Origin of the sequence: Rhizobium leguminosarum bv. viciae, assembly GCF_012276115.1 — a bacterium.
Lineage (GTDB): Bacteria > Pseudomonadota > Alphaproteobacteria > Rhizobiales > Rhizobiaceae > Rhizobium > Rhizobium leguminosarum_T.
Genome location: NZ_WIEU01000022.1, coordinates 58,008 through 82,087 on the forward strand (window position 1 = coordinate 58,008; position 24,080 = coordinate 82,087).

A 24,080-nucleotide genomic window follows, 5' to 3' on the forward strand; every position below is an offset into this window, starting at 1 on the left:
TTGTCGGTTACTTCGTTCTTGCGCGCCAATCGGCGTATTTCGGGCTGTCGGGGCCGACCGGCAGCGGCACGTCGGCACCGCTGTCGGAAGACTGGTAGATGGCGGTGACGAGTTCCAGCGCGCGGCGGGCGTCCTTTGTCGTCACCGGCAGCGGCGCATGGCCGCTGAGGAAAGCGTGGAACTGGCCCATCTGGGTGGTGAAGCGCGGCGCGACCGGCTGCCAGTCGCCAACCACCCTGTCGATCTGCTCTTGCACGTCGTCATTTGCGGCGATGATCTTCCAGGGGTCCTTGCCGGGCGTATAAGGCTCGTGGCTGCTTTCGAAGGTGACATTCTCGAAGTGCAGCCTGAGCCGGCTAATCTGTTCCTGCGAACCAAGGGTGCAGGAAAGCGAGACAAAGGCGCCGCTTTCCATCAGCAGGCTGGCGGAGGCACAATCCTCGACCTCGATATCGTTGACGCGGGTGGCGACGCGGCCGAAGACCCTGGCAGCCGGACCCATCAGATGCATCAGCATATCGTGCAGGTGCAGGGCATGGGTGACGAGCACACCGCCGAGTTCCGTCGCCCATTTGCCGCGCCAAGGCACGGCGTAATATTCCGGCTTGCGCAGCCAGAAGGTTTCGACCGAAGCGGTATAGGGCTTGCCGGCAATACCGGCGTCGATGATCCGCTTGGCCTTCTGGATGCCGTCGCCGTAACGGTACTGGAAGATCGGCATCAGCACGCCTTTGGCGGTCTTTTCCGCTGCCATGATGGTATCGATGGCGGCAAGCGAGCCCGTCAGCGGCTTTTCGCAGACGACATGTTTACCGGCGGCAAGCGCTGCGACCACCTGTTCCAGATGGATGCCGGGAGGGGTGCAGATATCGATGATGTCGATCGTGTCGTCGGCCAGCAATTCCGCGAAGGAAGTGGTGCGTCGTTCGATGCCGAACTCATCACCGACCGCTGCCAGGCGCTGCTCATTCAGGTCGCAGATCGCCACGACCTTGAACTTGTCGGAATGCGGCAGGTAACCCTCGACGATGTGGGAGCGGCCGATACCGCAGCCGACGATCGCGACCGTCCTGATGCTCATGTCGCTCTTTCCCGTCATCGCCATCAACGCTTCATGCCCGTCGTGGCGATGCCCTCGATCAGCAGGCGCTGGAAGAACAGGAAGAAGAAGAACACCGGCACGAGCGTCAGGGTCGACATGGCGAACAAACCGCCCCAATCCGACGCGCTGGTGGAATCCACGAAGGTGCGCAGGCCGAGCTGGATCGTATAGGTGTTCATGTCGTTCAGGTAGATCAGCGGGCCGAAGAAATCGTCCCAGGTCCAGATGAAGGAGAAGATGGCGGCCGTTGCCAGCACCGGCAGCGACAGCGGCAGCATGATCTTCCAGTAGATGCGCCAAGCGCTGCAGCCGTCCATCATCGCGGCCTCGTCCAATTCGCGCGGGATGCCGCGGAAGAACTGCACCATCAGGAAGATGAAGAAGGCATCGCTTGCCAGGAACTTCGGCACGACAAGCGGCAGGATGGTGTTGACCCAGCCGAGATCGAGAAAGAGCACATATTGCGGGATCAGCGTCACGTGATAGGGGATCATCAAAGTGCCGAGCATGATCGCGAACCAGAAATTCCGGCCGGCAAAACGCAGCCGCGCAAAGGCGAAAGCCGTCAGCGAACAGGCGATGACATTGCCGGTCACCACCAGCAGCGAGATGACCAGCGAATTCCAGAAGAACCGGCCGAAGCTGACATCGAGGCCGACCCACCCGCGCGCATAGGAGGAGAAATCGATCGACGACGGGATGAGCGAGGTCGACGAGAAGATCTCGGTTTCCGGCCTGACCGATGCCGAAACCATCCACAACAGCGGATAGAGCATGAGGAGCGAAGCGGCGATCAGCAGGGCGTGGATGATGAGCGACGCCGGCAGGCTGCGTTTGGTGATGTCGGATGGCGGCCTGGCCGCGGTGACGGAAGCGGTCATCTCAGTCATCGTAGTGCACCCAATAACGCGAGGTCAGGAAGGAGAAGGCGGTGAAGATCGCGATAATCACCACCAGGATCCAGGCGAGCGCCGAGGCATAGCCCATGCGGAAATTGCCGAAGGCTTCCTGATAGAGGTAGAGCGTATAGAACAGCGTCGAGTTGATCGGACCGCCGGTGCCGCCGGAAATGATGAAGGCCGGCGTGAAGGCCTTGAAGGCATCAATCGTCTGGACGACGGCATTGAAAAAGATCACCGGCGTCAGAAGCGGCAGCGTGATCTTGTAGAATTGCCGGAACTTGGAGGCGCCGTCGAGGCTCGCGGCCTCATACATATCCTGCGGGATCTGGCGCAGGCCGGCCAGGAAAATAATCATCGGCGAGCCGAACTGCCAGACGGACAGCGCCACCAGCGTATAGATCGAATAGTTCGGATGCGAGATCCAGCTCGGACCTTCGATACCGAAATACGAAAGCGCAGCATTGACGAGGCCATCGCCGGCGAAAAGCTGGCGCCAGAGCACGGCGATGGCCACGCTACCGCCCAGCAGTGACGGCAGATAGAAGATGGCACGATAGACCGACAGCCCGCGCAGGCCGCGGTTCAGCGCCATGGCGACCAGCAATGCGAAGGTCAGCTTGAACGGCACCGAGAAGACGACATAGGTCAAGGTGACATACATGGCGGCCGAAAATTTCGGATCCGCCGTGGCGATGCGCACGTAATTCGCCATCCCCACCCACCGCGGCGACTGAAGCATGTCGAAGTCGGTGAAGGAAAGGTAGAGCGAAATCAGGGCCGGCCCGAGCGTCAGCCCGAAAAAGCCGATGAGCCATGGAAGAAGGAAAAGATAGCCCGGAGCATTGGCATTCCAGAGACGCTTGAAGCGTCCTTCGGCCACGACCCCCTGATATCTTTCCACATTGATGGCCCCTGCGGGCGTGCGCATCGCATTGCTCATACGGGATCAGCCTCGTGCGAGAATCTGCGTGATTTCAGCGACAAGCTGTTTGCCGCCGTCGGAAGGAGACAGCTGTCCGAAGCCGACCTGTTCGGCGATGTTGCGTAACATCAGATCAGCTTCACCGGCGCCGGCCGGCGGCGGCGGCGGCAATTTGCCGGCGAGATCGCCGAGGCCGCTGACATAGGCCAGCGCAACCTTGCCGTTCTCATCAAGCTTCGCCGCGACCACCTCGCGCATGGCGCTCGATTCCGGAATGCCGCGTTCGACATCCAGAAGCAGCGCTGCCTCGGGGTTCTTGACGAAGAAATTGACGTAGTCCACGGCCATATCTATGGCTTTCGACTGGGCGGAGACCGAGAAGAACATCGAAGGCTTGCGATAGTGGCCGCCCTTCGAATCCCCCTTGACGCGCATGTAGTTGGTCAGCGCCAGCTTGTCCTTGTTCATTGCCTGATAGCCGACGAACTGGTTGGAATGGGCAAAACCGGCGGCCGACTTGCCGAGCGAGACCGTGTTGGTTTCGATGTCGTTCTTGTCGAGAGCCTGGATATCGGCAGGAACACAGGCGCCGGCCTCACGGAACTTGGCCCACATGTCGTACCATTCGGAGGCATCGTCCACGTCGAAGGCGATCTTGCCGTCTGCAGTATAAAGCGCCTTGCCGCGCTGACGCAGCCAGTTTTCGAACAGCGGTTCGCTGCCGCTGCCGTCGGCGATGCCGAACATGCCCTTGCGTTTTCCTGCCTTGGTGATCTCCGCACCCATGCGGGCGAACTCTTCCCAGGTGGTCGCCTGGGTCGGCAGATCGACGCCGGCCTCCTTGAAGGCCGCGGTGTTCAGGACCGTGGCCGCCGAATTCGCGCCCAGGCTGACGCCATAGAGATGACCGTCGACGCTGCCGCCTTCGATCTGCGCCTTGTCAAAATCATCGAGGTTGAGCTTGGCCGGCATATAGGATTCGAGCGGGGCGAGCGCACCGCGCCGCGCATATTGGACGATATAGCGATAGTCCATCTGGATGACATCGGGCGCGTTGCGGCCTGCCACCTGGGTCGCAAGGCGCGGCCAGTAGTCGCCCCAGCCGAGGAATTCGCCGGTGATCGACGTGCCCGGCTTCTTCGACTGATAGAGCTGCGATACCTTGTTGGTGCGGTCGGCGCGCGGTTGCGAGCCCCACCACAGGAGACGCAGTCGCGTTTCCTGTGCCAAAGCGCTGGTTCCCAGCGCCGAGAGCGAGAGAAGCGCGGCGCCTCCCGCGACGAAATTGCGTCTGCTTACACGGAATGTCATTTCTTTTCCTCCTCCAAAGGGAAGCGCCTCCACACGCTTCCGAACCTAGTTACCCTTGCATAAATAACTAATTGGTTACAAGCTACGGGCAAAGCGGCGAGCGTGTCAAGCGGTGTCGCTCGCGGGGCTTTCAAATTCGGTTTTTACAATTTCGCACCGAAGGCTTATGAGCGCAACATGTGAGACGGAGGTGGAGAGATGAACGACAGCGGGGGGAATGGGGAAAAGAAAAGGTCTCGGCGCCCATCTGCCGAACGCACGGCCCAACGCGATCCGGAGCGGACACGCGCTGCTATCCTTGACGCGGCAACCCGGGAATTTGCCGAAAACGGCATGGGCGGGGCTCGTGTCGACGCCATCGCCGAGCGCGCCGGCACCAACAAGCGCATGCTCTATCACTATTTTGGCGACAAGGAGCAGCTCTACCTCAGAGTGCTCGAAGAAGCCTATGTCGGCATCCGCACCGCCGAACGCGCGCTGCATATCGGCGACCGCAGCCCCGAGGAAGGCATCGGCGAACTGGCGCTCTTCACCTGGCGTTATTTCCTCCAGCACCCGGAATTCCTCAGCCTGCTCGGCACGGAAAATATGCATCGGGCCCGCTGGCTGCGCCAGTCCGTCCGGCTCAAGGAACTGCATTCGCATCTGATCGGCGAGCTTTCGGACGTGCTCGAACGGGGAAAGAAGCAGGGGGTCTTCATCGAGACCGCCGATCCCCTGCATGTCTACCTGACGATCGCCTCGCTCGGTTATTTCTACCTGTCCAACCAGTACACGCTTTCGACGATCTTCGGCCGCGACCTGATCGAACCGGCCCACCTCAATGCCTGGGAAAGACACATCGTCCACGTCACGCTCGCCTCGATCAAGCGCTGAATTTCTAAAATCGGATTTGACTATTGACAGCCGCGCCGCTCTTCTGCCATCAAGTAACTGTTTAGTTACCGGCTTGGGAGGGCCGGGCCAGGACGCCCGCTCCCGCCGCAAAAATCTGCTGGGAGGAAAAAATGGCACGCTTGGGGATCATCTTGCACGGCGTCACCGGCCGCATGGGTTACAATCAACACCTGGTGCGTTCTATTCTCGCCCTCCGCGATCAGGGGGGCATCACGCTGAAATCGGGTGAGAAACTCGAGATCGACCCCATCATCGTCGGCCGCAACGGCGCCAAGATGGAAGAGCTGGCGAAGAAGCATAACATCAAGCGCTGGTCGACCGATCTCGATGCCGCGCTCGCCAATCCCGACGACACGATCTTCTTCGACGCCGGCACGACGCTGATGCGCGCCGAGCTGCTGTCCAAGGCGCTCGATGCCGGCAAGCATGTCTATTGCGAAAAGCCGATCTCCGACGATCTGCAGGTGGCACTCGATCTTGCCCGCAAGGCGCGCGGCTCCGGCCTCAAGCATGGCGTCGTGCAGGACAAACTCTTCCTGCCCGGCCTGCGCAAGCTGGCGTTGCTCAGGGATTCCGGCTTCTTCGGCAAGATCCTCTCGGTGCGTGGCGAATTCGGCTACTGGGTTTTCGAAGGCGATTGGGGCGTGCCGGCCCAGCGCCCCTCCTGGAACTACCGCAAGGGCGACGGCGGCGGCATCATCCTCGACATGCTCTGCCACTGGCGCTACGTGCTCGACAATCTGTTCGGCGAAGTCAAAGCCGTATCCTGCCTCGGTGCTACGCATATTCCACGCCGCATCGATGAGCAGGGCAAGTCCTATGACTGCGACACCGACGATGCGGCCTATGCGACCTTCGAGCTCGAAGGCGGCGCGATCGCGCAGATCAATTCCTCCTGGGCCGTCCGCGTCCGCCGCGACGACCTCGTCACCTTCCAGGTCGATGGCACGCATGGTTCGGCCGTCGCCGGTCTGACGAAATGCTGGAGCCAGCACCGCGTCAACACGCCGAAGCCGGTCTGGAACCCGGACCAGCCGCAGACGATCGACTTCTACAAGACCTGGGACGAGGTTCCCGATACGCAGGCCTTCGAGAACGGTTTCAAGGCGCAGTGGGAAATGTTCATCCGCCATGTCGTCGAAGACGCACCGTGGCCCTATGGCCTGGAAGCCGGCGCCAAGGGTGTGCAGCTTGCCGAACTCGGCCTGAAATCCTGGGCCGAGCGTCGCTGGCTCGACGTTCCCGCACTGGAGTTCTGAGCCGTGACGACGATCAATCTCCCTCTCGACGGCAAGATCGTTCCCTACACGCTGACTGGTACGCCGATCGCGCTCGCCAAGCGCGACGCCAAGGCCTTTCCGCGCATCGCCTTTGCCGCCGCCCATGTCGTCGCCGATCCGCTCGCCGACAACGATCCATGGCTAACGCCTGTTATCGATTGGGAGCGCACCCTCGCCTTCCGTCACCGGCTCTGGGATCTCGGCCTCGGCGTTGCCGAAGCGATGGATACGGCACAGCGCGGCATGGGCCTCGGCTGGCCGGAAGCGCGCGACCTCCTCCGCCGGGCGCTTGCCGAAGCGGCCGGCCGCAAGGACGCGCTGATCGCCTGCGGCGCCGGCACGGACCATCTGACGCCGGGACCCGACGTCACCGTCGACACGATCCTCAGGGCCTATGAAGAGCAGATCGAAACGGTGGAGGCCGCCGGCGGCCGCATCATCCTGATGGCGAGCCGGGCGCTTGCCGCCGCCGCCAAAGGGCCGGACGACTATATCCGCGTCTATGACCGGATCCTTCGCCAGGTCAAGGAACCTGTCATCATCCATTGGCTCGGTGAAATGTTCGATCCGGCGCTCGAGGGTTATTGGGGCAACGGCGACCACATCGAAGCCATGTCCACCTGCCTCGAGGTGATCGAGGCCCATGCCGACAAGGTCGACGGCATCAAGATTTCGCTGCTCTCCAAGGAGAAGGAAGTGGCGATGCGCCGCCGGCTGCCGAAAGGCGTGCGCATGTATACCGGCGACGATTTCAACTATGCCGAACTGATCGCCGGCGACGAAGAGGGCCATTCCGACGCCCTGCTCGGCATTTTCGATGCCATCGCTCCGGCTGCCTCTGCAGCCCTCGAGGCGCTCGGCCGCAAGAGCAACCATGAATTCTTCGACCTGCTGGAGCCGACCGTGCCGCTGTCGCGCCACATCTTCAAGGCGCCGACCCGCTTCTACAAGACCGGCGTCGTCTTCCTCGCCTATCTCAACGGCCTGCAGGATCATTTCGTCATGGTCGGCGGCCAGCAGAGCACCCGATCGCTGACACATCTGGCCGAACTCTTCCGCCTGGCCGACAAGGCACGGGTTTTGGCCGATCCCGAGCTTGCCGCAAGCCGCATGCGCCAAATGCTCGCCGTCCACGGCGTCAACTGAAGACACCGGATGGAGGAGAATGACATGCAGGTCGAAGGACTTTCGATCAACCTGGCGACGATCCGCGAGCAATGCGGCTTTGCAGAAGCCGTCGACGTCTGCCTGAAACACGGCATCACCGCGATCGCGCCCTGGCGCGACCAGGTCGCCAAGGTCGGTCTCGACGAGGCGGTGCGGATCGTCAAATCGAACGGCATCAAACTGACCGGTCTTTGCCGCGGCGGCTTCTTCCCGGCGGCAAACGATGCCGACTGGCAGAAAAACCTCGACGACAACAGGCGTGCCATCGACGAGGCGGCGGCATTTTCAGCCGATTGCCTCGTCCTCGTCGTCGGCGGTCTGCCGGGCGCGTCGAAGGACATCGTCGCCGCCCGCCAGATGGTGTTCGACGGCATCGCCGCCGTGCTGCCGCATGCGCAGGCCTCGGGCGTAAAGCTCGCCATCGAACCGCTGCATCCCATGTATGCCGCCGACCGTGCCTGCGTGAACACACTCGGTCAGGCGCTCGATATGTGCGAGCAGCTCGGCGAGGATGTCGGCGTTGCGGTCGATGTCTATCATGTCTGGTGGGACCCCGATCTTGCCAACCAGATTGCCCGCGCCGGGCGCATGAAACGCATCTTTGCCCATCACATCTGCGACTGGCTGGTGCCGACAAAGGACATGCTGCTCGACCGCGGCATGATGGGCGATGGTGTGATCGACCTCAAAGGCATAAGACGGATGGTGGAGGCCGCCGGTTTCTTCGGCGCTCAGGAGGTGGAGATCTTTTCGGCTGAAAACTGGTGGAAACGCCCGGCCGACGAAGTGATCGCCACCTGCGTCGAGCGCTTCAGGAGCTGCTGCTAAAGCATGTCGCGCAAAAGTGTGCAGCGGTTTTGCGACCATGACATGCGACGAACCAAAGACCAAAGCGCGGGCTAGGCGATCTGGAAGATCGCGACGCGCTTTGGGCCTGATTTTCATTAAAAGTTTCATCACGCATGCAGGAGGATCATTCGATGGAGAAACGCCGTTTTGCCCTGATCGGTACGGGAAACCGCGGCACCACCATGTGGGGCAAGGATCTGCTTGCCGGCTGGCGCGAACATGTCGACCTCACCGCCATCGTCGAAAAGAATTCGCTGCGCGGCGAGCGCGCCCGCAACATGATCGGCAGCAATGCGCCGCTCTACGAAAACATCGATTCGATGCTTGCTGAGCAGAAGCCGGATCTCGTCATCGTCTGTACGCCCGACCATACGCATGACGATATCGTCGTGCGGGCGCTGGAGTCCGGCATCGATGTCATTACCGAAAAGCCAATGACGACCTCGGTCGAAAAGATTCGCCGGATTCTGGATGCCGAAAAGCGCACTGGTCGCCGGGTCGATGTGTCCTTCAACTATCGCTATGCGCCGACGGCTGCGAAGATCAAGGAGCTGCTGAATGCCGGCGAGATCGGCCGGGTCACCTCAGTCGATTTTCATTGGTATCTGAACACCAAGCACGGTGCCGACTACTTCCGCCGCTGGCATGCCTATACGGAAAATTCCGGCAGCCTGTTCGTCCACAAGGCGACGCATCATTTCGATCTGCTGAACTGGTATCTCGACAGCGATCCCGATTCCGTCACCTCCTTCGCCGACCTGCAGAATTACGGCCGCAAGGGCCCGTTTCGTGGTCCGCGCTGCAAGCTCTGTCCGCACGCACATGAATGCGACTACTATCTCGATCTCGAGGCCGATCCCTTCCTCGATTCACTCTACGAAGATCCCTCGAAGATCGACGGCTACTTCCGAGACGGCTGCGTCTTCCGCGAGGACATCGACATTCCCGATACGATGGTGGTGTCGCTCCGTTACCGCAACAACGTCCATGTCTCCTATTCGCTGAACACCTTCCAGCCGATCGAAGGCCATCACCTTGCCTTCAACGGCACCAAAGGACGGATCGAGCTTCGCCAGTATGAGGCCCAGCCCTGGGAAGAGCCGAAGCAGGACACGATCCTGCTCATCCGCAATTTCCCTGATGGTAAGGAGGCAGTGGAGCGTATCGTCGTTCCGCATTTCACCGGCGGCCATTACGGCGGCGACGACCGGATGCGCAACATGATCTTCAAGCCCGAAATGGAAGACAGGCTCGCCCAGCGCGCCGGCACGCGGGCGGGCGCCATGTCGGTGCTCTGCGGCATTGCCGCGCTGACGAGTTCGCGCACCGGCAAGGTGGTCGAAATTGCCGATCTGATGCCTGAACTTGCCAATGACGGTTCGCCGAATTCGCTGAGGACGTCGCGCTGATACCTGACCCCTTCGGGCTTTTGCTTGAATTGCTCTAAGCCGCTCGAAGCGCCTCAGGCGATGTTTTCGAGATTTGCCTGGTGGATCTGGTAAAGCAGCGGCTTGCCGGCCACGAAGCGCTCTATCTCATCCACCGCCATCTCGCCGAGGCGCGCCCGTTCCAGCCCGATGGCGCCGGCAATATGCGGTGTCAGGAAGACGTTCGGCAAATCGTAGAAAGCAGAGCCCGCCTCCGGGATTTCCGGATCGGTGACGTCGAGGACCGCGTCGATACGGCCGGTCTTGAGCACCGAAAGCAGGGCGGCCTCATCGATGAGAATGCCGCGCGCCGTGTTGATGAGCGTCGCGCCGTCCTTCATCAGCGACAGCCTTCGCGCATCGATCATATGCTGTGTCGACGGCAGCGACGGCGCATGCAAGGAAACGATATCCGATTGCCGCATCAATTCGTCGAGATCGACCTTTTCCGTTCCCAGGCCGGCTGCCTCGGCGGCATCAAGCGTCGGATCGGAGAGCAGCAGTCTATAGTCAAAAGGTCTCAAGAGCTCGATCGCGCGCCGGCCGATGCGCGAAGCGCCGACGATGCCAACGGTGCGGCGGTAGTTTCCGATCGCTTCACGCTGCATCAAATGTGTCCGGTTGCGGTTTCGGTCGGCAACGTAGACATCGCGGAAACGAAAAACACGCTTGCCGGCGAAGATGATCGCCGCCAGCGTGAATTCGGCCACCGGCACGGCGTTGGCTTCGGCCGCATGGCTGACCGGGATACCGGCTTCGAAGATGGCGTCGTCGATGACGCCTTTTACCGTGCCCGCCGCATGGACGATGAACTTCAGATGCGGCGCCGCGGCGGGAATTTCAGGCCCGACATAAGGCCCGCCCCAGCCGGTGATCAGGATTTCCGCCTCAGCCAGCAGACGTCTCGCATGCTCGTCGTCGAAGCGCTGCAGCGGCTTGGAATCCAGCAGGCGACCAATACTACTCAACCGGCGCAGGACCTCATCCGGAAGGACATGCTGCGTGCGCGACGGTTGCATGGCAAGGACAATGGCCGGCTGGCTCATGGCATTTGTCCGGGCGCTTCGATGGCGCTGACCGTCACGCCCTTTTCCCTCACCAGGGCCTCCAGCGCTGCAATCTCAGGCGCTTTCGGCGGTCTCGTCCACGCAGACGAGAGGGCGGCGGGATCGTCAAGTGCCAGCACTGCCGTCACCAGGATGGTTTCACCGGCCGGAATCTGCCCGCGCAGCTGCGGCACCAGGGTTTTCGCGACGATCACATTGGTATTGGGCATTGCCTTCTGGACGAGACCCGAACGTTTGACCGAGGAGCCGAGATCGAGAATGCCGGTGAAATCGGCTTCGCCGACCGCAAAGGCAATCCCAGCCGAAGCGGACAGCGTATCCAGCTCGAAATCCCGGCGGCCGATGGCAAATCCGCCTTCGGCAATCCGCAGCGGCCGGCTTGTCCTGATCCTATGGAAGCGGATATGCCAGGGTGCGGCGGGCACGAGCCAGGTTTCGACGTCGACATCGGCAAAAGGCGACCATTTGGCAAACAGCACGTCGCCTGCGATCTTGGCTTCCTCGTTCGTTTCGCGCACGCGGTAGTGCAGGCCGTCATCGCTGAAGGCAAGCGCTGAATCGAAGGCGGCAAGCGCAAAGGCACGCTCATCGGCCTCGACGCTGAAGCCGTAGCGGGCGGAATAGGCGAATTTCGCGTATTTTTCCGTGCCGCACCGCATCTGCAGGTTTTCCTGGCCGGAAGACAGCGCCACGACATCGCCGCCCGCCCGCATGATCACCATGCCGGGATGACGCTGGGGGATGATGTCAGGTGCTTGCTCCGGCACTTTTTCCTTCGCCGTCCAGAATGGGTGATCTTCAGCGATCGCCAGCGGCAGGAAGGCCTTGAAGGCCCAGTAGGGTGAGCCGGCGGAATTGTAACTCTCCGACATCAGCAGATTCGGATAGCCGAAACCGATCGACAGCACGCCGTCGCGATCGGCAATCGGCTTATCCTTCCACCAGCGCAGATGCTGCAGGCAGAGATGCTTGACCTCGCCCCAGGGCAGAGCCTCGACATCGGCAAAAGCGAGCGCCGACCAGAAACCGGCACAGGCAAAGCGGTAGGTCAGGCTGCGGCCGAAGGGGATCGTCGCCCCGTCGGCGGCAAACCAATGCCGGAAATCCCGAGCGAAGAGGACCGCGCGCTCGCGGTAGCGCTTTGCATAATCGTCATCGACGAGCTTCGAATAGATCAGGCCATAGAAATGCATGGCGAAGGGAATGTAGTGGTCGATGCGGCGGACGTTTCCATCGCGATACCAGCCGTCGCCGATATAAAAACCTTCGAGCTCCTCAAGATATTGCCGCGTCAGGCTACGGTCGAAATCGGCGCCGAGACGATCGAGCGCGATATCGACGAAGATCCGGAAAAATTTCCAATTGTTGTCAGCATAGTCGAACTGCCTGACATGCTTGAGATAGGCGACGACATTGCCGCGGGCGCGCGCATCGAGCGGCTCCCAGATCTTTTCCGGCACCAGCGCCAGGGCAAAACCGAGCGCGGCAAGCTCGACCATCCGCTGATCGCGGCCATTGACCGTTCCCCAATATTCGGGATGGGCAGGGTCTGTGCCGTTTGCGAGGCCTTCGGCGAAACGATGCCAATGGGCAAAGTCGCCGTTGCCGGCGCCAAGCGGCGCCAATCCCCAGAGCGGGCGGGCGAACCCTTCGAGGTCGGCCGCCGCCCGGTCGAAATGGGCGCCGCCGCCATTGAGGGTGACGCGGGCATTGCCGTTTGAGAAACAGGCAAGCAGCGGATCGAAGAGCGCAAGCAGGGCGCGGCTCATATCGGCGCGGGTTTCCAGCGGATTGCCTGCGAGCGGGTTGGCGCTGGCGGGATCATAGGTCATCGCATCTCTCACGGGTTTTCGGCATTCGGATTCGGAACAGTTCCACCCGGAACGGGAACGACCGCCTGGCAAATGTGGCGGGCCGGTGCCGTCCTGTTGCGGAAACGGGCAAGCATCAGCGACACGGCCTCACGCCCGAGAGCAGCGCGATCGACGCGCATGGTGGACAGCCGTGGATTGGTCATCAGCGCGCAGGGCAGATCGTCGAAGCCGACGATCGCGAAATCCTCCGGCACACGCAGGCCGGCCTCGGTGACGGCCTCGAGCACGCCGACGGCGATGAAATCATTCATGCAGAAGGCGGCGGTAAAACCGGCATTCTCGGCAAGTGCTGCGGCGGTGCGTTCATGCGCCTCACGGATGGGGCTGCCCTGGAGGGTCAGGGACACGAAACGGCCCTCGGCGCCGGGGACGGCGGTGATCGCCGCCTCGAAACCGCGCACGCGCTCCCGGATCGTATGGCGGTGGGAGCCGCTCAGATGCAGGATGCGGCGATGGCCGGCCTTTATCAACCGGCTGGTCGCCTCATAGGCGCCAAAGAAATTAGCCGGCGAAACGCCATCGAACTGCATCCTCGGATCGGTGCCATTGACAAGAACCGTGGGCGTCATGCTGGCCTGCAGCCAGCCGCGCAACATGTCGTTCGGATCGATACCGACGAGAAAGAGGCCCTCAGCGCTCGCGGTCTGCATATAGTCGCGCACGGCATCCGGGGTGGTTCGATCCTCGCGGACCAGCCGGACTTCGAAGGGCATGCCCGCTTCGGCAGCGCCGGCGCGCAGGCCGTCGACGATCGCTTCATAAAAGACGCTGAGGGTGCCGGTGACGCCGTCGCTGGCAATCAGCGCCAGTCCGCCTGCAACGGCTTCGGAAGCAGGTTTGACAGGATAACCGTTCTCGGCTGCCACCTTCAATATCTGGCGGCGCACGCTTTCGCTGATCCCAGGTTCGTTGGCGAGCACGCGTGACACCGTGGAGACCGAGACGCCGGCCAATGTGGCTATATCGGCCTGACGCGGCCGTCTGATTTTTTGGTCGTTCATGGGGCAAACATTATGCAAATAATGCAAATTTGCAAGAAAATGGTTGGTTCTTGCAAATAAATTTATTTTGCGTAGTCTATTTGCTGAAATGCCCTGACAACGCCATTGGAGGATGGCAGCGGGCATATTGGAACAAGGAGGATATCTATCATGCAGGTCAATCGCCGTTCATTCCTGATGGGTTCAGCCGGTGCGGCCGCCGGCCTCGCCTTCGGCGCCGGAAGCGCCATTCCAGCCTTTGCCGAAGACGCACAGCTACGCGCCATGTGGTGGGGGTCCAACGACCGCGCCAAGCGCACACTTGACGTCGCCAAGCTCTATCAGTCCAAGACGCCCGGCGTCACTATCGTCGGTGAATCGCTTTCGGGCGACGGCTACTGGACGAAGCTCGCAACGCAGATGGCCGGCCGCTCGATCGCCGACATCTTCCAGCTCGAGCCAGGAACCATCTCGGACTATTCCAAGCGCGGCGCCTGCATGCCGCTCGATGAATTCGTCCCCTCGACGCTGCAGGTCGATAGCTTCGGCGCCGACATGCTGAAACTGACCACCATCGACGGCAAGCTCTATGGTGTTGGCCTCGGCCTCAACTCCTTCTCGATGTTCTTCGACACAGTCGAGTTCGAAAAGGCAGGCATCCCGGTGCCGACGCCCGACCTCACCTGGGATGAGTATGCCAAGCTCGCCGTAGAACTTACCAAGTCCTCCGGCAAGAGCGGCGGCCCCTATGCGGCGCGCTACGCCTATGTGTTTGATGCCTGGCTGCGCCAGCGCGGCAAGAGCCTCTTTGCGAGGGAAAGCGTTGGGCTGGGCTTCACGGCCGACGATGCCAGGGAATGGTTCGACTACTGGGAGAAACTGCGCAAAGCGGGTGGCACTGTTGCCGCCGACGTACAGACGCTCGATCAGAACACCATCGACACCAATGCGCTTGGTCTCGGCAAGTCGGTGATCGGCATGGCCTATTCAAACCAGATGATCGGCTATCAGCTGATCATCAAGAACAAGCTCGGCATCACCATGCTGCCGCGAGAGAAGAAGGGCGGCCCATCCGGCCATTATTACCGCCCGGCACTGATCTGGAGTGTGGGCGCAACGACCAAGCAGGGCGAAGCTGCCGCGAAGTTCATCAGCTTCTTTGTCAACGATCCCGAAGCCGGCAAGATTCTCGGTGTGGAACGCGGCGTGCCGATGTCGCCTGCCGTGCGCGAAGCCATCCTGCCGCAGCTTAACCCGACGGAGCAGGAAACGGTCAAATATGTGAACCTGCTCAAGGATCAGGTCGGCGAATATCCGCCGCCGGTGCCGATGGGCGCAACCCAATTCGACCAGCGCGTGCTGCGCCCGATTTGTGACGAACTCGCCTTCGAACGGGTCTCGCCCGCCGATGCGGCAACACGGCTCATCGAAGAGGGTAAGGCAACGCTCAAGGGATGATCGGTCGCCTGATATGAGAGGAGAGGCCCGCAACACCCCGGCGGGCCTTTCTGTTTTCTGGCTATCAGTTGGCCAGACTTTCGACCACGCGCCAGTCCGGCCGGCCGAGATTGAAGGGCCAGGCGTGCACATCCCGATCGTTGAAATAGACCACTTCCTGCAGATTCGGGAAGGCGCTCTGCTTCAAGGTGGCCGTTTCGATCCACGGCTTCATATAGGCGTCGCCGCCTTCATAGCCGAGCTCAGCCACCCAGATGGGCTTGCCGTAGCCGGCGACGAGATCATATCCCTGCTTCAGCGCTTCCGAGAACGTCCGGTGCTCATTGTAGGCAAGCTCGTCGTAGCGCTGGAGGCCGAAGACCGAGAGCCCGACGAGATCGACATAATCGTCGCCGGGATAATAGGCCTGGAGGCCAGGCTCTCCCTTCGGCGACCACATGAGCTCGGTGCCAGGCGCCTCCTGGCGGACGATGTCCATCATCCGCTTATAGGCGGTGATATAGTCCTGCGGGTTCCAGCCAGACCATGAAAACCGCCCTGACTTGTCTTCCATCTCCTGCGCCCAGCGGACGATCACCGGGCTTTTCAGCGCCGATATCATCTGCGCGATCGCACGCATGTTGACATCGTAGTCGCCGCGCAGAACCTTTGCGCGAAGCTCGGCGGAGGTCAGCCGCCAATCGACGTCCCAGGACCATGGCTCCACGGTGATCAGCAGGTTGCGGCCTCTGGCCTGCGCATAGGCATCGGCGACGCGCAACGTCTCGAGGTCGACGTCCTCCCATGGCAGGAACAGGGCTTCAGTCGCGACATTCGCCTGGGCGCCGAAATCGCCGTGCGGATCATAGGCACCGAACTTGATGCCCTCGGCATGAAGCACGGGGCGCTTGTCGATGATCGTCCGCACGGCCGCCGCCGGGTTCGGGGCAATGCCGGCATATTGCACTTCGCTTCGGCCCGGCAGATCCGCGACACACAGTAGCAGCAGCGCTATCGCGGCGGTCGAGAGGTTTTTTTTCATCAGCTTCTTCATGGCTCACCCTCCTTTTCGGGCTACTTCCTGGCTCAGCAGGATCTGCTTCAGTTCGCTTGCCTTCGCGCTCACGGTGTCCGTGGGGACAAGCTTCTGGAACTCATCACCCTGACGCACCGATGCGTGGCGGAAGACGTACCATTCGCCGTTCGGCTGGCGCCGCTGGTAGATCGTGTTGCCGATCTTGCGATGTCCGAAACAGGTGCTGGCGCGGGCCGCGCCCTCGGCATTCGTCCAGGTGGCGCGCATGCAGAGCTGGCCGAGATCATCGACCACCCATCTGCCTTCGGCAAAGGACGGCTTCCCCTTGTCGTTGCTCCAGGCGACGAACCGCCGGCCGTCATCGAAGAAACGGCCGCCGCCGGTGTTCCAGGTCCAGGTCTTGTCGCCGTAGATCCGATAGAGCTCATAGGCGCTGAGCGGCGTGGGCGCGTCCTTTTTGGCAACCTCGGCGCCGTGCGCTGCCACCGGCAGGCACAGGCTGAGAGCAAGCGCTGCTCCCCATAGTCTCGATCCGATACTCATTACATCCTCCATACTCGACACTTGCCGGTTCCGCCGGCTCACGCACCCTGTTCGTCTCGGCCGGTTCTGCCGAAACCATTCCATCTCAGGTGGAATTTCACGATCCTGGTCTTGCCGCCGCCGAGGCCGGCGCCGGCCACGGCAAATTGCGTTTCGGTGAAACTGACGAACGTCTGGCCGTGCGAAAGAGCTTCGAGGCCGCGCAGGCCGTGGCTCCCCGCCTGCGTGCCGCCGGCGACGAAAATCGCCAGCCCGGTGGCTGTCGCAAGCCACAGCCCGCGCGATTGCGGCAGCAGCGGCAGATCATTTTCGACCGCATGGCGAACGACGATCAGCACCGTCAGCGACAGGTAGACCGAGAGGTTCATCATGGCGAAAACATAAAAACCCTGGGCGGCCGCCGTATCGGTCGCAAACATCATTGCGGCGGCGGAAAAGCCGGCGAGCCCGATATAGGGCGCGATGACGCGCAGCGGCAAAGACTGCTGCTGCTGCCTTCCCTTCGGCGTGATGCGGAAATCGACGAAGGAGCCGCAGATATAATCGCGGACAGCGGCAAGGCTGCCGGCCAGCGACCACGGCCAGCGCAGAAAGATGAAGGCAAGCCCTTCCCAGCCAGGCAGTTTCGCATCGTGCGGCCTGAAGGTTGCCGTGGCCCGCCAGAAGAAGGCAAACAGCGTCAGCACGACCGACATCGGCACGAAATGCAGCAGGAAATCCGGATAGGTGACATTGACGAAGACACGGCCCGTCAGCAGCGCGGCAACCGGCAGCAGGAACATCATGGCCATGAAGGCGGAAAAGAGCGGGTACCAGAGCTGCGAGAACACGAACTGGAACTTCAGCCGCCAGGGCAGGTGCATGATGTGACGGCGGGAATGTTGCAACAGAATGGTGACCAGGCTGCGCGACCACTGGAATTCCTGGACGACGAGGTCGGTGAAATTCGCCGGTCCGTCGCCATGCGCGATCGCATCGACGGCATGCACGCCACGCCAGCCGCCGGCATTCATCATCAGCGTCGTCGAATGGTCTTCGGCAAGTTCCGGGCCGAGGCCGCCGATCTGACGAAGGGCTGATGTGCGAACCGCATAATGGGAACCGATGCAAAGAGGCGCCCAGCCATTATTGTAACCCGTCTGCAGCGAACCATGCAGGCTTGCCTCCGCATAGAGCCTGCCACGCGCCGCCCAGCTTGTCCCGGCATTGGCATCGCAGATGCTCGGAGCGGAGACATAGCCGATCTCAGAATCGGCGAAGGGGCGCAGGATTTCACGGAGGTAGGTCGGCGTCGGCACATGGTCGGCATCGAACTGGGCGACGAAATCGTAGCGCGCATAGCCGAAATGGTCGTAGAAATAAGCGAGGTTGCCTTCCTTGCAACGCGTCCGGCGCGGCCAGGTGGTGCGATGATACTCCGCCACACCCTTTCGGGTGGAGATCAGCACGCCGTGCGCCGCACACCAACGCCTGGTTTCCTCCGCAGGATCCTCGTCGGCGAGCCAGACATCGAAATCGACGCCGATCTGGTCGAGCATCGCCTGCAGCGTGGTGCGGACGATGGCAAAGGGCTCGGACGGCGCCTTGGTGACGACCATAGCCACCCGCCCTTCCGGCAGCCGCGTGCGAGGGCTGACCATCCTTGCATCGAGAAAGATCAGGATAAAATAGGCCGGCACAAGCGTGATCCAGGCAAGCACGAGGGTGACGAGCACGAAGGTGGCCCAGGAAATGATATGGGCGGACTGGCACCACCAGATCCAGAAATAGCCGAGTGCCGTCAACCAGCAGAGGATGCCGAAACCATAGGCGACGCGGTTCCAGCCGGTGAAAACAGGATCGAACGCGTCCGCTGCGGCGGCTTTGGCCGTCCTGACGCCATGGCCGGTCTGGGAAATATCGCTCATGCAGTCACCTGCAGCCCGAAGGTGGGACCGGCGGTGCGAATGATCGTATCGATGTCCGAGAGGACGGGGGCAAAGCCGAGTTCCGCCTGCGCCCTTGCAGTATTGGCAAAGAGGATCGGCGGGTCGCCGATGCGGCGCGAGCAATAACGGACGGGGACTTCGCAGCCGCTGGCGCGATGGATCGCCTCGAGAATCTCCCGCACCGAGGTGCCCCGACCGGAGCCGAGATTGACGCTGAGCGAGCCGCCGTCCGCCATCAGATGGTTGACGGCGGCGAGATGCGCCTGCGCGAGATCGCTGACATGAATATAGTCGCGAACGCAGGTTCCGTCCTCGGTCGCATAGTCCGTTCCGAAGATATCGAGCCGCTCCAGCCTGCCGGCGGCGGCGAGAAGGGCGCGCGGAATGAGGTGGGTCTCGGGTTGATGACGCTCGGCAAGCTCACCATCGGGATCGGCTCCGGCGGCGTTGAAATAACGCAACGCGGCATAGCGGATGCCGTAGGCAGCGGCAAAATCCTCGAGCGCCATCTCGAAGATCAGCTTGGTGCGGCCATAGGGATTGACCGGGTGCTGCGGGCTTTCCTCCCGTATCGGCAGCGAGGCGGGAACGCCATAGGTGGCGCAGCTGCTCGAGAAGACAATCCGGTCGATATCCTGGTCGAGGCAGGCCTCGAGCAGGGTCAGACTGCCAACGACATTGTTGCGGTAATATTTCCTGGGCATCTCGATGGATTCGCCGACATAGGCATTGGCACCACAATGGATGACGCAATCGGGCGAAAACTCCGCAAGGGTCCGGCGCAGGGTGGCGACGTCGGCAAGTTCCGCCCGGATGAGCGGCCCCCAGCGGACACTGTCGGCATGTCCCGTCGAGAGATTATCGTAGGTAACCGGGATCATGCCGGCGCGCGACAGCGCTTTGCAGATATGACTGCCTATGAAACCGGCGCCGCCGGTGACGAGAATGTAGCGGGGCATCTCATACGACCTCCGCCTTCTCTGTGCCGGCCAGCAATCCGTCGAAATATTCGACGGTGCGAGCTAGGCCGGCTTCGAGCCCGATGCGGGGCTGCCAGCCCAACTCGGCCATGGCCCGGGAAATATCCGGCCGCCGCTGACGGGGGTCGTCGGTGACAGCCGGCAGGTGGACGATCCGGGAACGCGAGTTCGTCAGGTCCCGGATGATTTCGGCCAGGCGTCGAACGGTCATTTCGGCCGGATTGCCGAGGTTGATCGGGCCGTTGCAGGCGCTGCCGGCGGCCGAAAAACGCAGGAAACCCTCGATGAGATCGTCGACATAGCAGAAAGAACGGGTCTGCTGGCCATCGCCATAGATCGTCAGATCCGCATTGCGCAGGGCCTGCACAATGAAATTGGAAACCACCCGCCCGTCGTCCAGGCGCATGCGCGGTCCGTAGGTGTTGAAGATGCGGCCGACCTTGATGTCGACGCCGTAAGTCCTGTGATAGTCGAAAAACAGGGTTTCGGCGCTACGCTTGCCCTCGTCGTAGCAGCCGCGCGGTCCGATCTGGTTGACATTGCCGCAATAGGATTCGTGCTGCGGGCTCAGGGTCGGGTCGCCATAAACCTCCGATGTCGACGACTGGACGACGATCGCACCGGTCTTTCGCGCGCAATCCAGGGTATTGACGGCGCCGAGCACATTGGTGAGCAGCGTTCCAACAGGATCCCGCTGATAATCGGGCGGAGAGGCGGGGGAGGCGAAATTGAAGATGAGCGACGCGTCGATATCGAAGGGCTGGCGAACATCGTGCTCGACGATGCGGAAGCGGGTGTTCGATGCAAGATGAGTGACATTCGCACGGCGGCCGGTCGAAAAATTATCAAGGCATGTGACGCTGTGGCCGCGCTGCAGGAGCCTTTCGCAGAGATGTGAACCGAGGAAACCTCCCCCGCCATTCACAAGAACGGTGCGTCGCCCTTGGAGCACCGGTACGCCTGACACTTCAGAATAGCCTTCGTTGGGAACGAAACTACGCATTACAAACTCCTTCCCAGGTTTTTAGTCTTTTGATTTATTTGTGCGTCTCAAGTCTTCCTATCCGTATGGATGTTCACGAACCTCCTATCAAATCATGAATAGCTTTGTAGTTATTCTTCGGGTAACTGACTTACTACTCAAATGATAAGACGATTGGCGTGAAGGTCAACTTCAAAAAGTTCTAGTATCCAAAATAATTACACAAGTATTCTTCAAGATAACGAATGATTAATCACACTTAACCATTCTCCGTCACAATGCTTTCACTGCCGCTCAAGCTTCACTCAATGCAGCTAATATAAAAGGGAAGGCGGGAGATTGGCCGAGCTCAACGCACCGCCGGTCTTGCATCCGGAAGCGCCATATGCGAGGGGTTTGGGATGTTGAAAAAACACGATGCAGCGCAGCTGAAGGGCCGGCGTATCCGCTCGGCGATATTCGCCTGGGGAACGGCGCTTCTTGCGATCGGACCGACGGCCTGCACGGCCGTCGGCGACGATATCGCGGTCGTCGCGAAGAAGAATGCCGCCGTGGTCGAGGCGCCGCGCGTTTCCAAGGCCTATGCCTATCCGGCAAAGCGGGCCGCGCACCCGGCGGGGGCAACGACCCGGACCGTAGCCTATCATGGCTCGGCGCCCTACATCTGCTCTCCAAGCGGCTTCGGACAGAAGTCGCGCTGCTTTGCACGCCCCTCGATCTGAAGCAAAAGCGTCAGATCAATTGCGCCAACGGCTGGACATATCGTCTTCACCGGCGGGATGCTCATTGAAGAAACGGGATGCAGCTTCCGTACGGTTTCGTACGTTCATCTTCTTGTAGATGTTGCGGACGTGAACCTTCACGGTATTTTCGGATAGATGCAGCTTGTCGGCGATGATCTTGTTCTGGGTGCCCTTGCATATGAGATCCAGGATCTGAACCTCCCGGGTCGTCAAAGCGGAGATGCTGTCGCGTCTGAGCTTGAGCGCATTGCTGCGGGCCGCATCGACCGATTTTGTCTGATAGAGCGAAGGCTCCAGCTGGGAGTTTTTGTTGGTGAGGCGATTGAGAAGTGCTGACGGAAAATGTTCGCCGCCCTTCATCAGCAGATCCACTGCAGCCATGAAGACATCGAGCCGCAGGTTGAGTGGCAGAACGCCATCGATGATCCGCGCTTCTACCAACCGGCTGACATAGGGCTCGAGCATGTCGATAGCTTCGACGACAAGTCCGATCGAGGTTTCAGGGTGGTTTTCGCGGGCGGCCTGCAGCGCTTCATGAAGCTCCGGGCCGGGTATATGATAGAATAAAACGAGTTTTATATCGCTGGCATCTTTTTCCAGAATCGGCTTTGTACTCGTTATGCTTGTCACTTCACAGTTCGGAAATTTCTTCGCTAGTGCTTCTACCATGCATTCTGAAAACAGATCCGCCTTGGCTACCACTAGTATAGTATCTCCGGACGGACCCAACTTCCTTCCTTGGTCCGCATTCTCCATCCCTGAGCCTGTCATGAACATATACGCCTCCCCTAGCGTTACACTTTACTCAAACGTGGAGCGATGGCGGGTATTAGATAGTATGAAATGCCGGTCCCGAATGTCATCGCCTTATTTTTTAGACATTTCTTAATTATGTTAATACGGATTGAGAAGGAAGGAAATGGCCCAAAGTGATTAGTTTTAGTGGGCGAAAAACGATACGATACAAAGCTTTAGTTGTATTTTCACCGCAATATATACTTCAAGGCTATATTTGCTCCGACTATAGATGATCAGTTGAATGTAATATTTCAGTACAAATTTTCATGTTTTAGTTGTGCAGGGCAGGCCCGATATGAGACAGCGAAATGTCGACAGGTGCCCGTCAACTCTGCGGTGAATGCCGGGAGCCCCGGATTATCGCTGCTCGCCGACGCCGCCGCCGAACAGATCTTAGCGCTCCGACGACAGGAGCTATCCGAGGGCTACTCGAGCAGGGCAGATCCGCCTTAGCCCGAATTGATGTCTATCGGATTCGCATTTTTTCCAGCATCCTGTGATCGTCGTCCAAGTGGCGACATGGAAAAGCCAGGTATCGTCATGCGTTTTTGATGCACGGTCTCCATTATAGGGCAACTCAACGAAAAGAAAACCTGACCACTCCCTATCCTCTCAGGATTCGGAGCCGGATATGTGCGGCCTTGTACTGAGTACGTACGTTCCCAATACCAACGGTTTGATCAACAAATCGCGATGAAGCTGCAGATGACTAGTATCGAATACATCTGCCGATGTTAACCGCATCGGAGCGAGCGCGAGTAAAATCCCATTTGAGATGAGAGGGATTTCGAAAAGCTGCTCCGGTTTTTTCTGGAGAATGCAATGTCTGACGACACCGAAATCACGAAGGTCGGGGCGCTTGCCGACGGCTTTGCCAACAGCGCGATCAATTCGACTAAAATCGACGACGATTCGACCGGTTATGTCGGCGGCGTCGCCAATGGCGACAATCGCGATAATACCGACAACAGCGTCGACGTCGACGTCAAGGCTGAAATCGATGTCGCGACCAACAATGGCGACAACCGCGACAACGAATATGACTGGAGCTACAAGTCCGACGACGATACGAGCACCAAGACCACGACGATCACCGATACCGACACCAAGACCGACTACGACTGGAGCTATGACAGCAAGTCGTACAACGACAACGATACCGACACCAAGACGATCACGGACACCGATACGAAGACCGTGACCGACACCGATATCAAGACCGTTACGGAGACGGATACGAAGACCGTCACCGACAGCTTCAACACCTCCGATAGCTTCAACAAGACGGACACAGACTTCGCCGTCATCGAGGACGTCAAGGACTCCAATCTCGGCGTTGCCGGACACGACCTCACCTTCAACCTCGGGGACGACTTCTCCTTCACTCTCGACGTCGACAGCATCCTCAACGATTCGCTGAACGGCCAAGGCAACGACAGCGGCTTCAGCGCCGTCCAGGCGAACCATCTCGCCGACCAGGATAGCGCCTGGAACACCAAGATGGACAACGCAGGCGCTCAGAACCACCTGAATGCCAATGGCGGCACCGCCGACAGCGCAGAAGGCATGGAGATGGACGGCAAAGGCTGGGATCTCAAGGCCGGCGACGACGCGAGCGGATCGAGCGCGGCCGATGCTTCGGCGATCCTGGCCAATTCCGGCTTCCACCTAGAGCTCGTTCAGGGTGCGAACCTGCTCAGCAACACAGTCGACTCCAGCGTCATCGGCGGCAATTCTCATGCCTCCGACGTCGGCGAGGATACCGGCACCTGACACGACCTCCAGCGACCAAGACGAACTGCACCGGCTCAGGCCGGTGCAGTTTGACTGCTTGAAAACGATTTGACGACCACAC

General features: G+C 60.4%; 21 protein-coding genes. 8 read left to right on the plus strand and 13 right to left on the minus strand.

Annotated features, from left to right (window positions below; all coding sequences use genetic code 11):
• Nucleotides 1–7 precede the first annotated feature (7 nt).
• The 4 genes from GFM02_RS28315 to GFM02_RS28330 are packed head-to-tail and all read right to left on the minus strand — an operon-like array spanning nucleotide 8 to nucleotide 4,237.
• On the minus strand, nucleotides 8–1,105 hold the full coding sequence (locus tag GFM02_RS28315) for a Gfo/Idh/MocA family protein (protein WP_205930499.1): 1,098 nt from the start codon (nucleotides 1,103–1,105) through the stop codon (nucleotides 8–10).
• The gene (locus GFM02_RS28320) at nucleotides 1,105–1,992 is read right to left on the minus strand and encodes a carbohydrate ABC transporter permease (RefSeq protein ID WP_003544261.1); all 888 of its coding nucleotides are present in this window, start codon (nucleotides 1,990–1,992) and stop codon (nucleotides 1,105–1,107) included. The genes GFM02_RS28315 and GFM02_RS28320 overlap by 1 nt, the downstream gene beginning before the upstream one ends.
• Nucleotides 1,985–2,944, minus strand: coding sequence for a carbohydrate ABC transporter permease (locus GFM02_RS28325; RefSeq protein WP_168268257.1), 960 nt, complete (start codon nucleotides 2,942–2,944; stop codon nucleotides 1,985–1,987). The genes GFM02_RS28320 and GFM02_RS28325 overlap by 8 nt, the downstream gene beginning before the upstream one ends.
• Nucleotides 2,945–2,950: 6 nt before the next feature.
• The gene (locus tag GFM02_RS28330; protein WP_168268260.1) at nucleotides 2,951–4,237 is read right to left on the minus strand and encodes an ABC transporter substrate-binding protein; all 1,287 of its coding nucleotides are present in this window, start codon (nucleotides 4,235–4,237) and stop codon (nucleotides 2,951–2,953) included.
• A 198-nt stretch (nucleotides 4,238–4,435) separates the two neighbouring features.
• Here GFM02_RS28330 and GFM02_RS28335 point away from each other — a divergent pair, with 198 nt between their 5' ends.
• From GFM02_RS28335 to GFM02_RS28355, 5 genes are all read left to right on the plus strand, one after another.
• On the plus strand, nucleotides 4,436–5,113 hold the full coding sequence (locus GFM02_RS28335) for a TetR/AcrR family transcriptional regulator (RefSeq protein ID WP_168268262.1): 678 nt from the start codon (nucleotides 4,436–4,438) through the stop codon (nucleotides 5,111–5,113).
• A 131-nt stretch (nucleotides 5,114–5,244) separates the two neighbouring features.
• Nucleotides 5,245–6,393 (plus strand): Gfo/Idh/MocA family protein, encoded by a 1,149-nt coding sequence (locus tag GFM02_RS28340; RefSeq protein ID WP_168268264.1) that lies wholly within the window; start codon nucleotides 5,245–5,247, stop codon nucleotides 6,391–6,393.
• A 3-nt stretch (nucleotides 6,394–6,396) separates the two neighbouring features.
• Complete coding sequence (locus GFM02_RS28345) at nucleotides 6,397–7,560, plus strand: DUF993 family protein (protein ID WP_168323494.1); 1,164 nt, start codon at nucleotides 6,397–6,399, stop codon at nucleotides 7,558–7,560.
• 24 nt (nucleotides 7,561–7,584) lie between these two features.
• Nucleotides 7,585–8,409, plus strand: coding sequence for a sugar phosphate isomerase/epimerase family protein (locus GFM02_RS28350; protein WP_168323495.1), 825 nt, complete (start codon nucleotides 7,585–7,587; stop codon nucleotides 8,407–8,409).
• 152 nt (nucleotides 8,410–8,561) lie between these two features.
• Entirely contained in the window at nucleotides 8,562–9,839 is a 1,278-nt protein-coding gene (locus GFM02_RS28355; protein WP_168323496.1) for a Gfo/Idh/MocA family protein, read from the plus strand.
• Between the two features lie 53 nt (nucleotides 9,840–9,892).
• Here GFM02_RS28355 and GFM02_RS28360 read toward each other — a convergent pair whose 3' ends face one another.
• Genes GFM02_RS28360 through GFM02_RS28370 form a run of 3 tightly spaced genes read right to left on the minus strand, consistent with a single transcriptional unit; the run spans nucleotide 9,893 to nucleotide 13,799 of the window.
• Nucleotides 9,893–10,903, minus strand: a complete 1,011-nt coding sequence (locus tag GFM02_RS28360; protein WP_168323497.1) for a hydroxyacid dehydrogenase — start codon at nucleotides 10,901–10,903, stop codon at nucleotides 9,893–9,895.
• A complete protein-coding gene (locus GFM02_RS28365) occupies nucleotides 10,900–12,756 on the minus strand; it encodes a DUF2264 domain-containing protein (RefSeq protein WP_168323498.1) in 1,857 nt (618 codons plus the stop codon). Before GFM02_RS28365 ends, GFM02_RS28360 begins: the two co-directional genes overlap by 4 nt.
• An 8-nt stretch (nucleotides 12,757–12,764) precedes the next feature.
• The gene (locus GFM02_RS28370) at nucleotides 12,765–13,799 is read right to left on the minus strand and encodes a LacI family DNA-binding transcriptional regulator (protein WP_168323499.1); all 1,035 of its coding nucleotides are present in this window, start codon (nucleotides 13,797–13,799) and stop codon (nucleotides 12,765–12,767) included.
• A 150-nt stretch (nucleotides 13,800–13,949) separates the two neighbouring features.
• Between GFM02_RS28370 and GFM02_RS28375 the strand changes: the two genes are divergently transcribed.
• A complete protein-coding gene (locus GFM02_RS28375; RefSeq protein WP_168323500.1) occupies nucleotides 13,950–15,236 on the plus strand; it encodes an ABC transporter substrate-binding protein in 1,287 nt (428 codons plus the stop codon).
• 64 nt (nucleotides 15,237–15,300) lie between these two features.
• Here the strand turns inward: GFM02_RS28375 and GFM02_RS28380 are convergent, their stop codons facing one another.
• From GFM02_RS28380 to GFM02_RS28400, 5 genes are read right to left on the minus strand one after another with little or no spacing between them, the layout of a single operon-like run.
• Nucleotides 15,301–16,269 carry a glycoside hydrolase family 26 protein gene (locus GFM02_RS28380; RefSeq protein ID WP_168323501.1) on the minus strand — a complete coding sequence of 323 codons (969 nt, stop codon included), beginning with the start codon at nucleotides 16,267–16,269 and terminating at the stop codon, nucleotides 15,301–15,303.
• A gap of 3 nt (nucleotides 16,270–16,272) precedes the next feature.
• Nucleotides 16,273–16,794 carry a DUF995 domain-containing protein gene (locus GFM02_RS28385; protein WP_168304597.1) on the minus strand — a complete coding sequence of 174 codons (522 nt, stop codon included), beginning with the start codon at nucleotides 16,792–16,794 and terminating at the stop codon, nucleotides 16,273–16,275.
• 38 nt (nucleotides 16,795–16,832) lie between these two features.
• Nucleotides 16,833–18,701: a glycosyltransferase family 2 protein gene (locus tag GFM02_RS28390; protein WP_168323502.1), complete on the minus strand. Its 1,869-nt coding sequence runs from the start codon at nucleotides 18,699–18,701 to the stop codon at nucleotides 16,833–16,835.
• Nucleotides 18,698–19,681 carry a UDP-glucose 4-epimerase GalE gene (gene galE, locus GFM02_RS28395; protein ID WP_168323503.1) on the minus strand — a complete coding sequence of 328 codons (984 nt, stop codon included), beginning with the start codon at nucleotides 19,679–19,681 and terminating at the stop codon, nucleotides 18,698–18,700. Before galE ends, GFM02_RS28390 begins: the two co-directional genes overlap by 4 nt.
• A 1-nt stretch (nucleotide 19,682) precedes the next feature.
• Entirely contained in the window at nucleotides 19,683–20,705 is a 1,023-nt protein-coding gene (locus GFM02_RS28400; RefSeq protein WP_168323504.1) for a UDP-glucuronic acid decarboxylase family protein, read from the minus strand.
• 380 nt (nucleotides 20,706–21,085) lie between these two features.
• Between GFM02_RS28400 and GFM02_RS28405 the strand changes: the two genes are divergently transcribed.
• Nucleotides 21,086–21,406, plus strand: coding sequence for a hypothetical protein (locus GFM02_RS28405; RefSeq protein WP_168323505.1), 321 nt, complete (start codon nucleotides 21,086–21,088; stop codon nucleotides 21,404–21,406).
• Nucleotides 21,407–21,421: 15 nt separating this feature from the next.
• Here the strand turns inward: GFM02_RS28405 and GFM02_RS28410 are convergent, their stop codons facing one another.
• On the minus strand, nucleotides 21,422–22,204 hold the full coding sequence (locus GFM02_RS28410) for a helix-turn-helix transcriptional regulator (RefSeq protein WP_168268293.1): 783 nt from the start codon (nucleotides 22,202–22,204) through the stop codon (nucleotides 21,422–21,424).
• An 843-nt stretch (nucleotides 22,205–23,047) separates the two neighbouring features.
• On the opposite strand from GFM02_RS28410, the gene GFM02_RS28415 reads away from it, so the two are divergent.
• The gene (locus GFM02_RS28415) at nucleotides 23,048–23,998 is read left to right on the plus strand and encodes a fibrinogen-binding protein (RefSeq protein WP_168323506.1); all 951 of its coding nucleotides are present in this window, start codon (nucleotides 23,048–23,050) and stop codon (nucleotides 23,996–23,998) included.
• The last annotated feature ends 82 nt before the right edge of the window (nucleotides 23,999–24,080 follow it).

Bases quoted from the DNA above. Each gene is read 5' to 3' on its own strand.
- GFM02_RS28315 (WP_205930499.1), bottom strand. From the start codon at position 1,105: ATGGCGATGACGGGAAAGAGCGACATGAGCATCAGGACGGTCGCGATC.
- GFM02_RS28320 (WP_003544261.1), bottom strand. From the start codon at position 1,992: ATGACTGAGATGACCGCTTCCGTCACCGCGGCCAGGCCGCCATCCGAC.
- GFM02_RS28325 (WP_168268257.1), bottom strand. From the start codon at position 2,944: ATGAGCAATGCGATGCGCACGCCCGCAGGGGCCATCAATGTGGAAAGA.
- GFM02_RS28330 (WP_168268260.1), bottom strand. From the start codon at position 4,237: ATGACATTCCGTGTAAGCAGACGCAATTTCGTCGCGGGAGGCGCCGCG.
- GFM02_RS28335 (WP_168268262.1), top strand. From the start codon at position 4,436: ATGAACGACAGCGGGGGGAATGGGGAAAAGAAAAGGTCTCGGCGCCCA.
- GFM02_RS28340 (WP_168268264.1), top strand. From the start codon at position 5,245: ATGGCACGCTTGGGGATCATCTTGCACGGCGTCACCGGCCGCATGGGT.
- GFM02_RS28350 (WP_168323495.1), top strand. From the start codon at position 7,585: ATGCAGGTCGAAGGACTTTCGATCAACCTGGCGACGATCCGCGAGCAA.
- GFM02_RS28355 (WP_168323496.1), top strand. From the start codon at position 8,562: ATGGAGAAACGCCGTTTTGCCCTGATCGGTACGGGAAACCGCGGCACC.
- GFM02_RS28360 (WP_168323497.1), bottom strand. From the start codon at position 10,903: ATGAGCCAGCCGGCCATTGTCCTTGCCATGCAACCGTCGCGCACGCAG.
- GFM02_RS28365 (WP_168323498.1), bottom strand. From the start codon at position 12,756: ATGACCTATGATCCCGCCAGCGCCAACCCGCTCGCAGGCAATCCGCTG.
- GFM02_RS28370 (WP_168323499.1), bottom strand. From the start codon at position 13,799: ATGAACGACCAAAAAATCAGACGGCCGCGTCAGGCCGATATAGCCACA.
- GFM02_RS28375 (WP_168323500.1), top strand. From the start codon at position 13,950: ATGCAGGTCAATCGCCGTTCATTCCTGATGGGTTCAGCCGGTGCGGCC.
- GFM02_RS28380 (WP_168323501.1), bottom strand. From the start codon at position 16,269: ATGAAGAAGCTGATGAAAAAAAACCTCTCGACCGCCGCGATAGCGCTG.
- GFM02_RS28385 (WP_168304597.1), bottom strand. From the start codon at position 16,794: ATGAGTATCGGATCGAGACTATGGGGAGCAGCGCTTGCTCTCAGCCTG.
- GFM02_RS28390 (WP_168323502.1), bottom strand. From the start codon at position 18,701: ATGAGCGATATTTCCCAGACCGGCCATGGCGTCAGGACGGCCAAAGCC.
- galE (WP_168323503.1), bottom strand. From the start codon at position 19,681: ATGCCCCGCTACATTCTCGTCACCGGCGGCGCCGGTTTCATAGGCAGT.
- GFM02_RS28400 (WP_168323504.1), bottom strand. From the start codon at position 20,705: ATGCGTAGTTTCGTTCCCAACGAAGGCTATTCTGAAGTGTCAGGCGTA.
- GFM02_RS28405 (WP_168323505.1), top strand. From the start codon at position 21,086: ATGTTGAAAAAACACGATGCAGCGCAGCTGAAGGGCCGGCGTATCCGC.
- GFM02_RS28410 (WP_168268293.1), bottom strand. From the start codon at position 22,204: ATGTTCATGACAGGCTCAGGGATGGAGAATGCGGACCAAGGAAGGAAG.
- GFM02_RS28415 (WP_168323506.1), top strand. From the start codon at position 23,048: ATGTCTGACGACACCGAAATCACGAAGGTCGGGGCGCTTGCCGACGGC.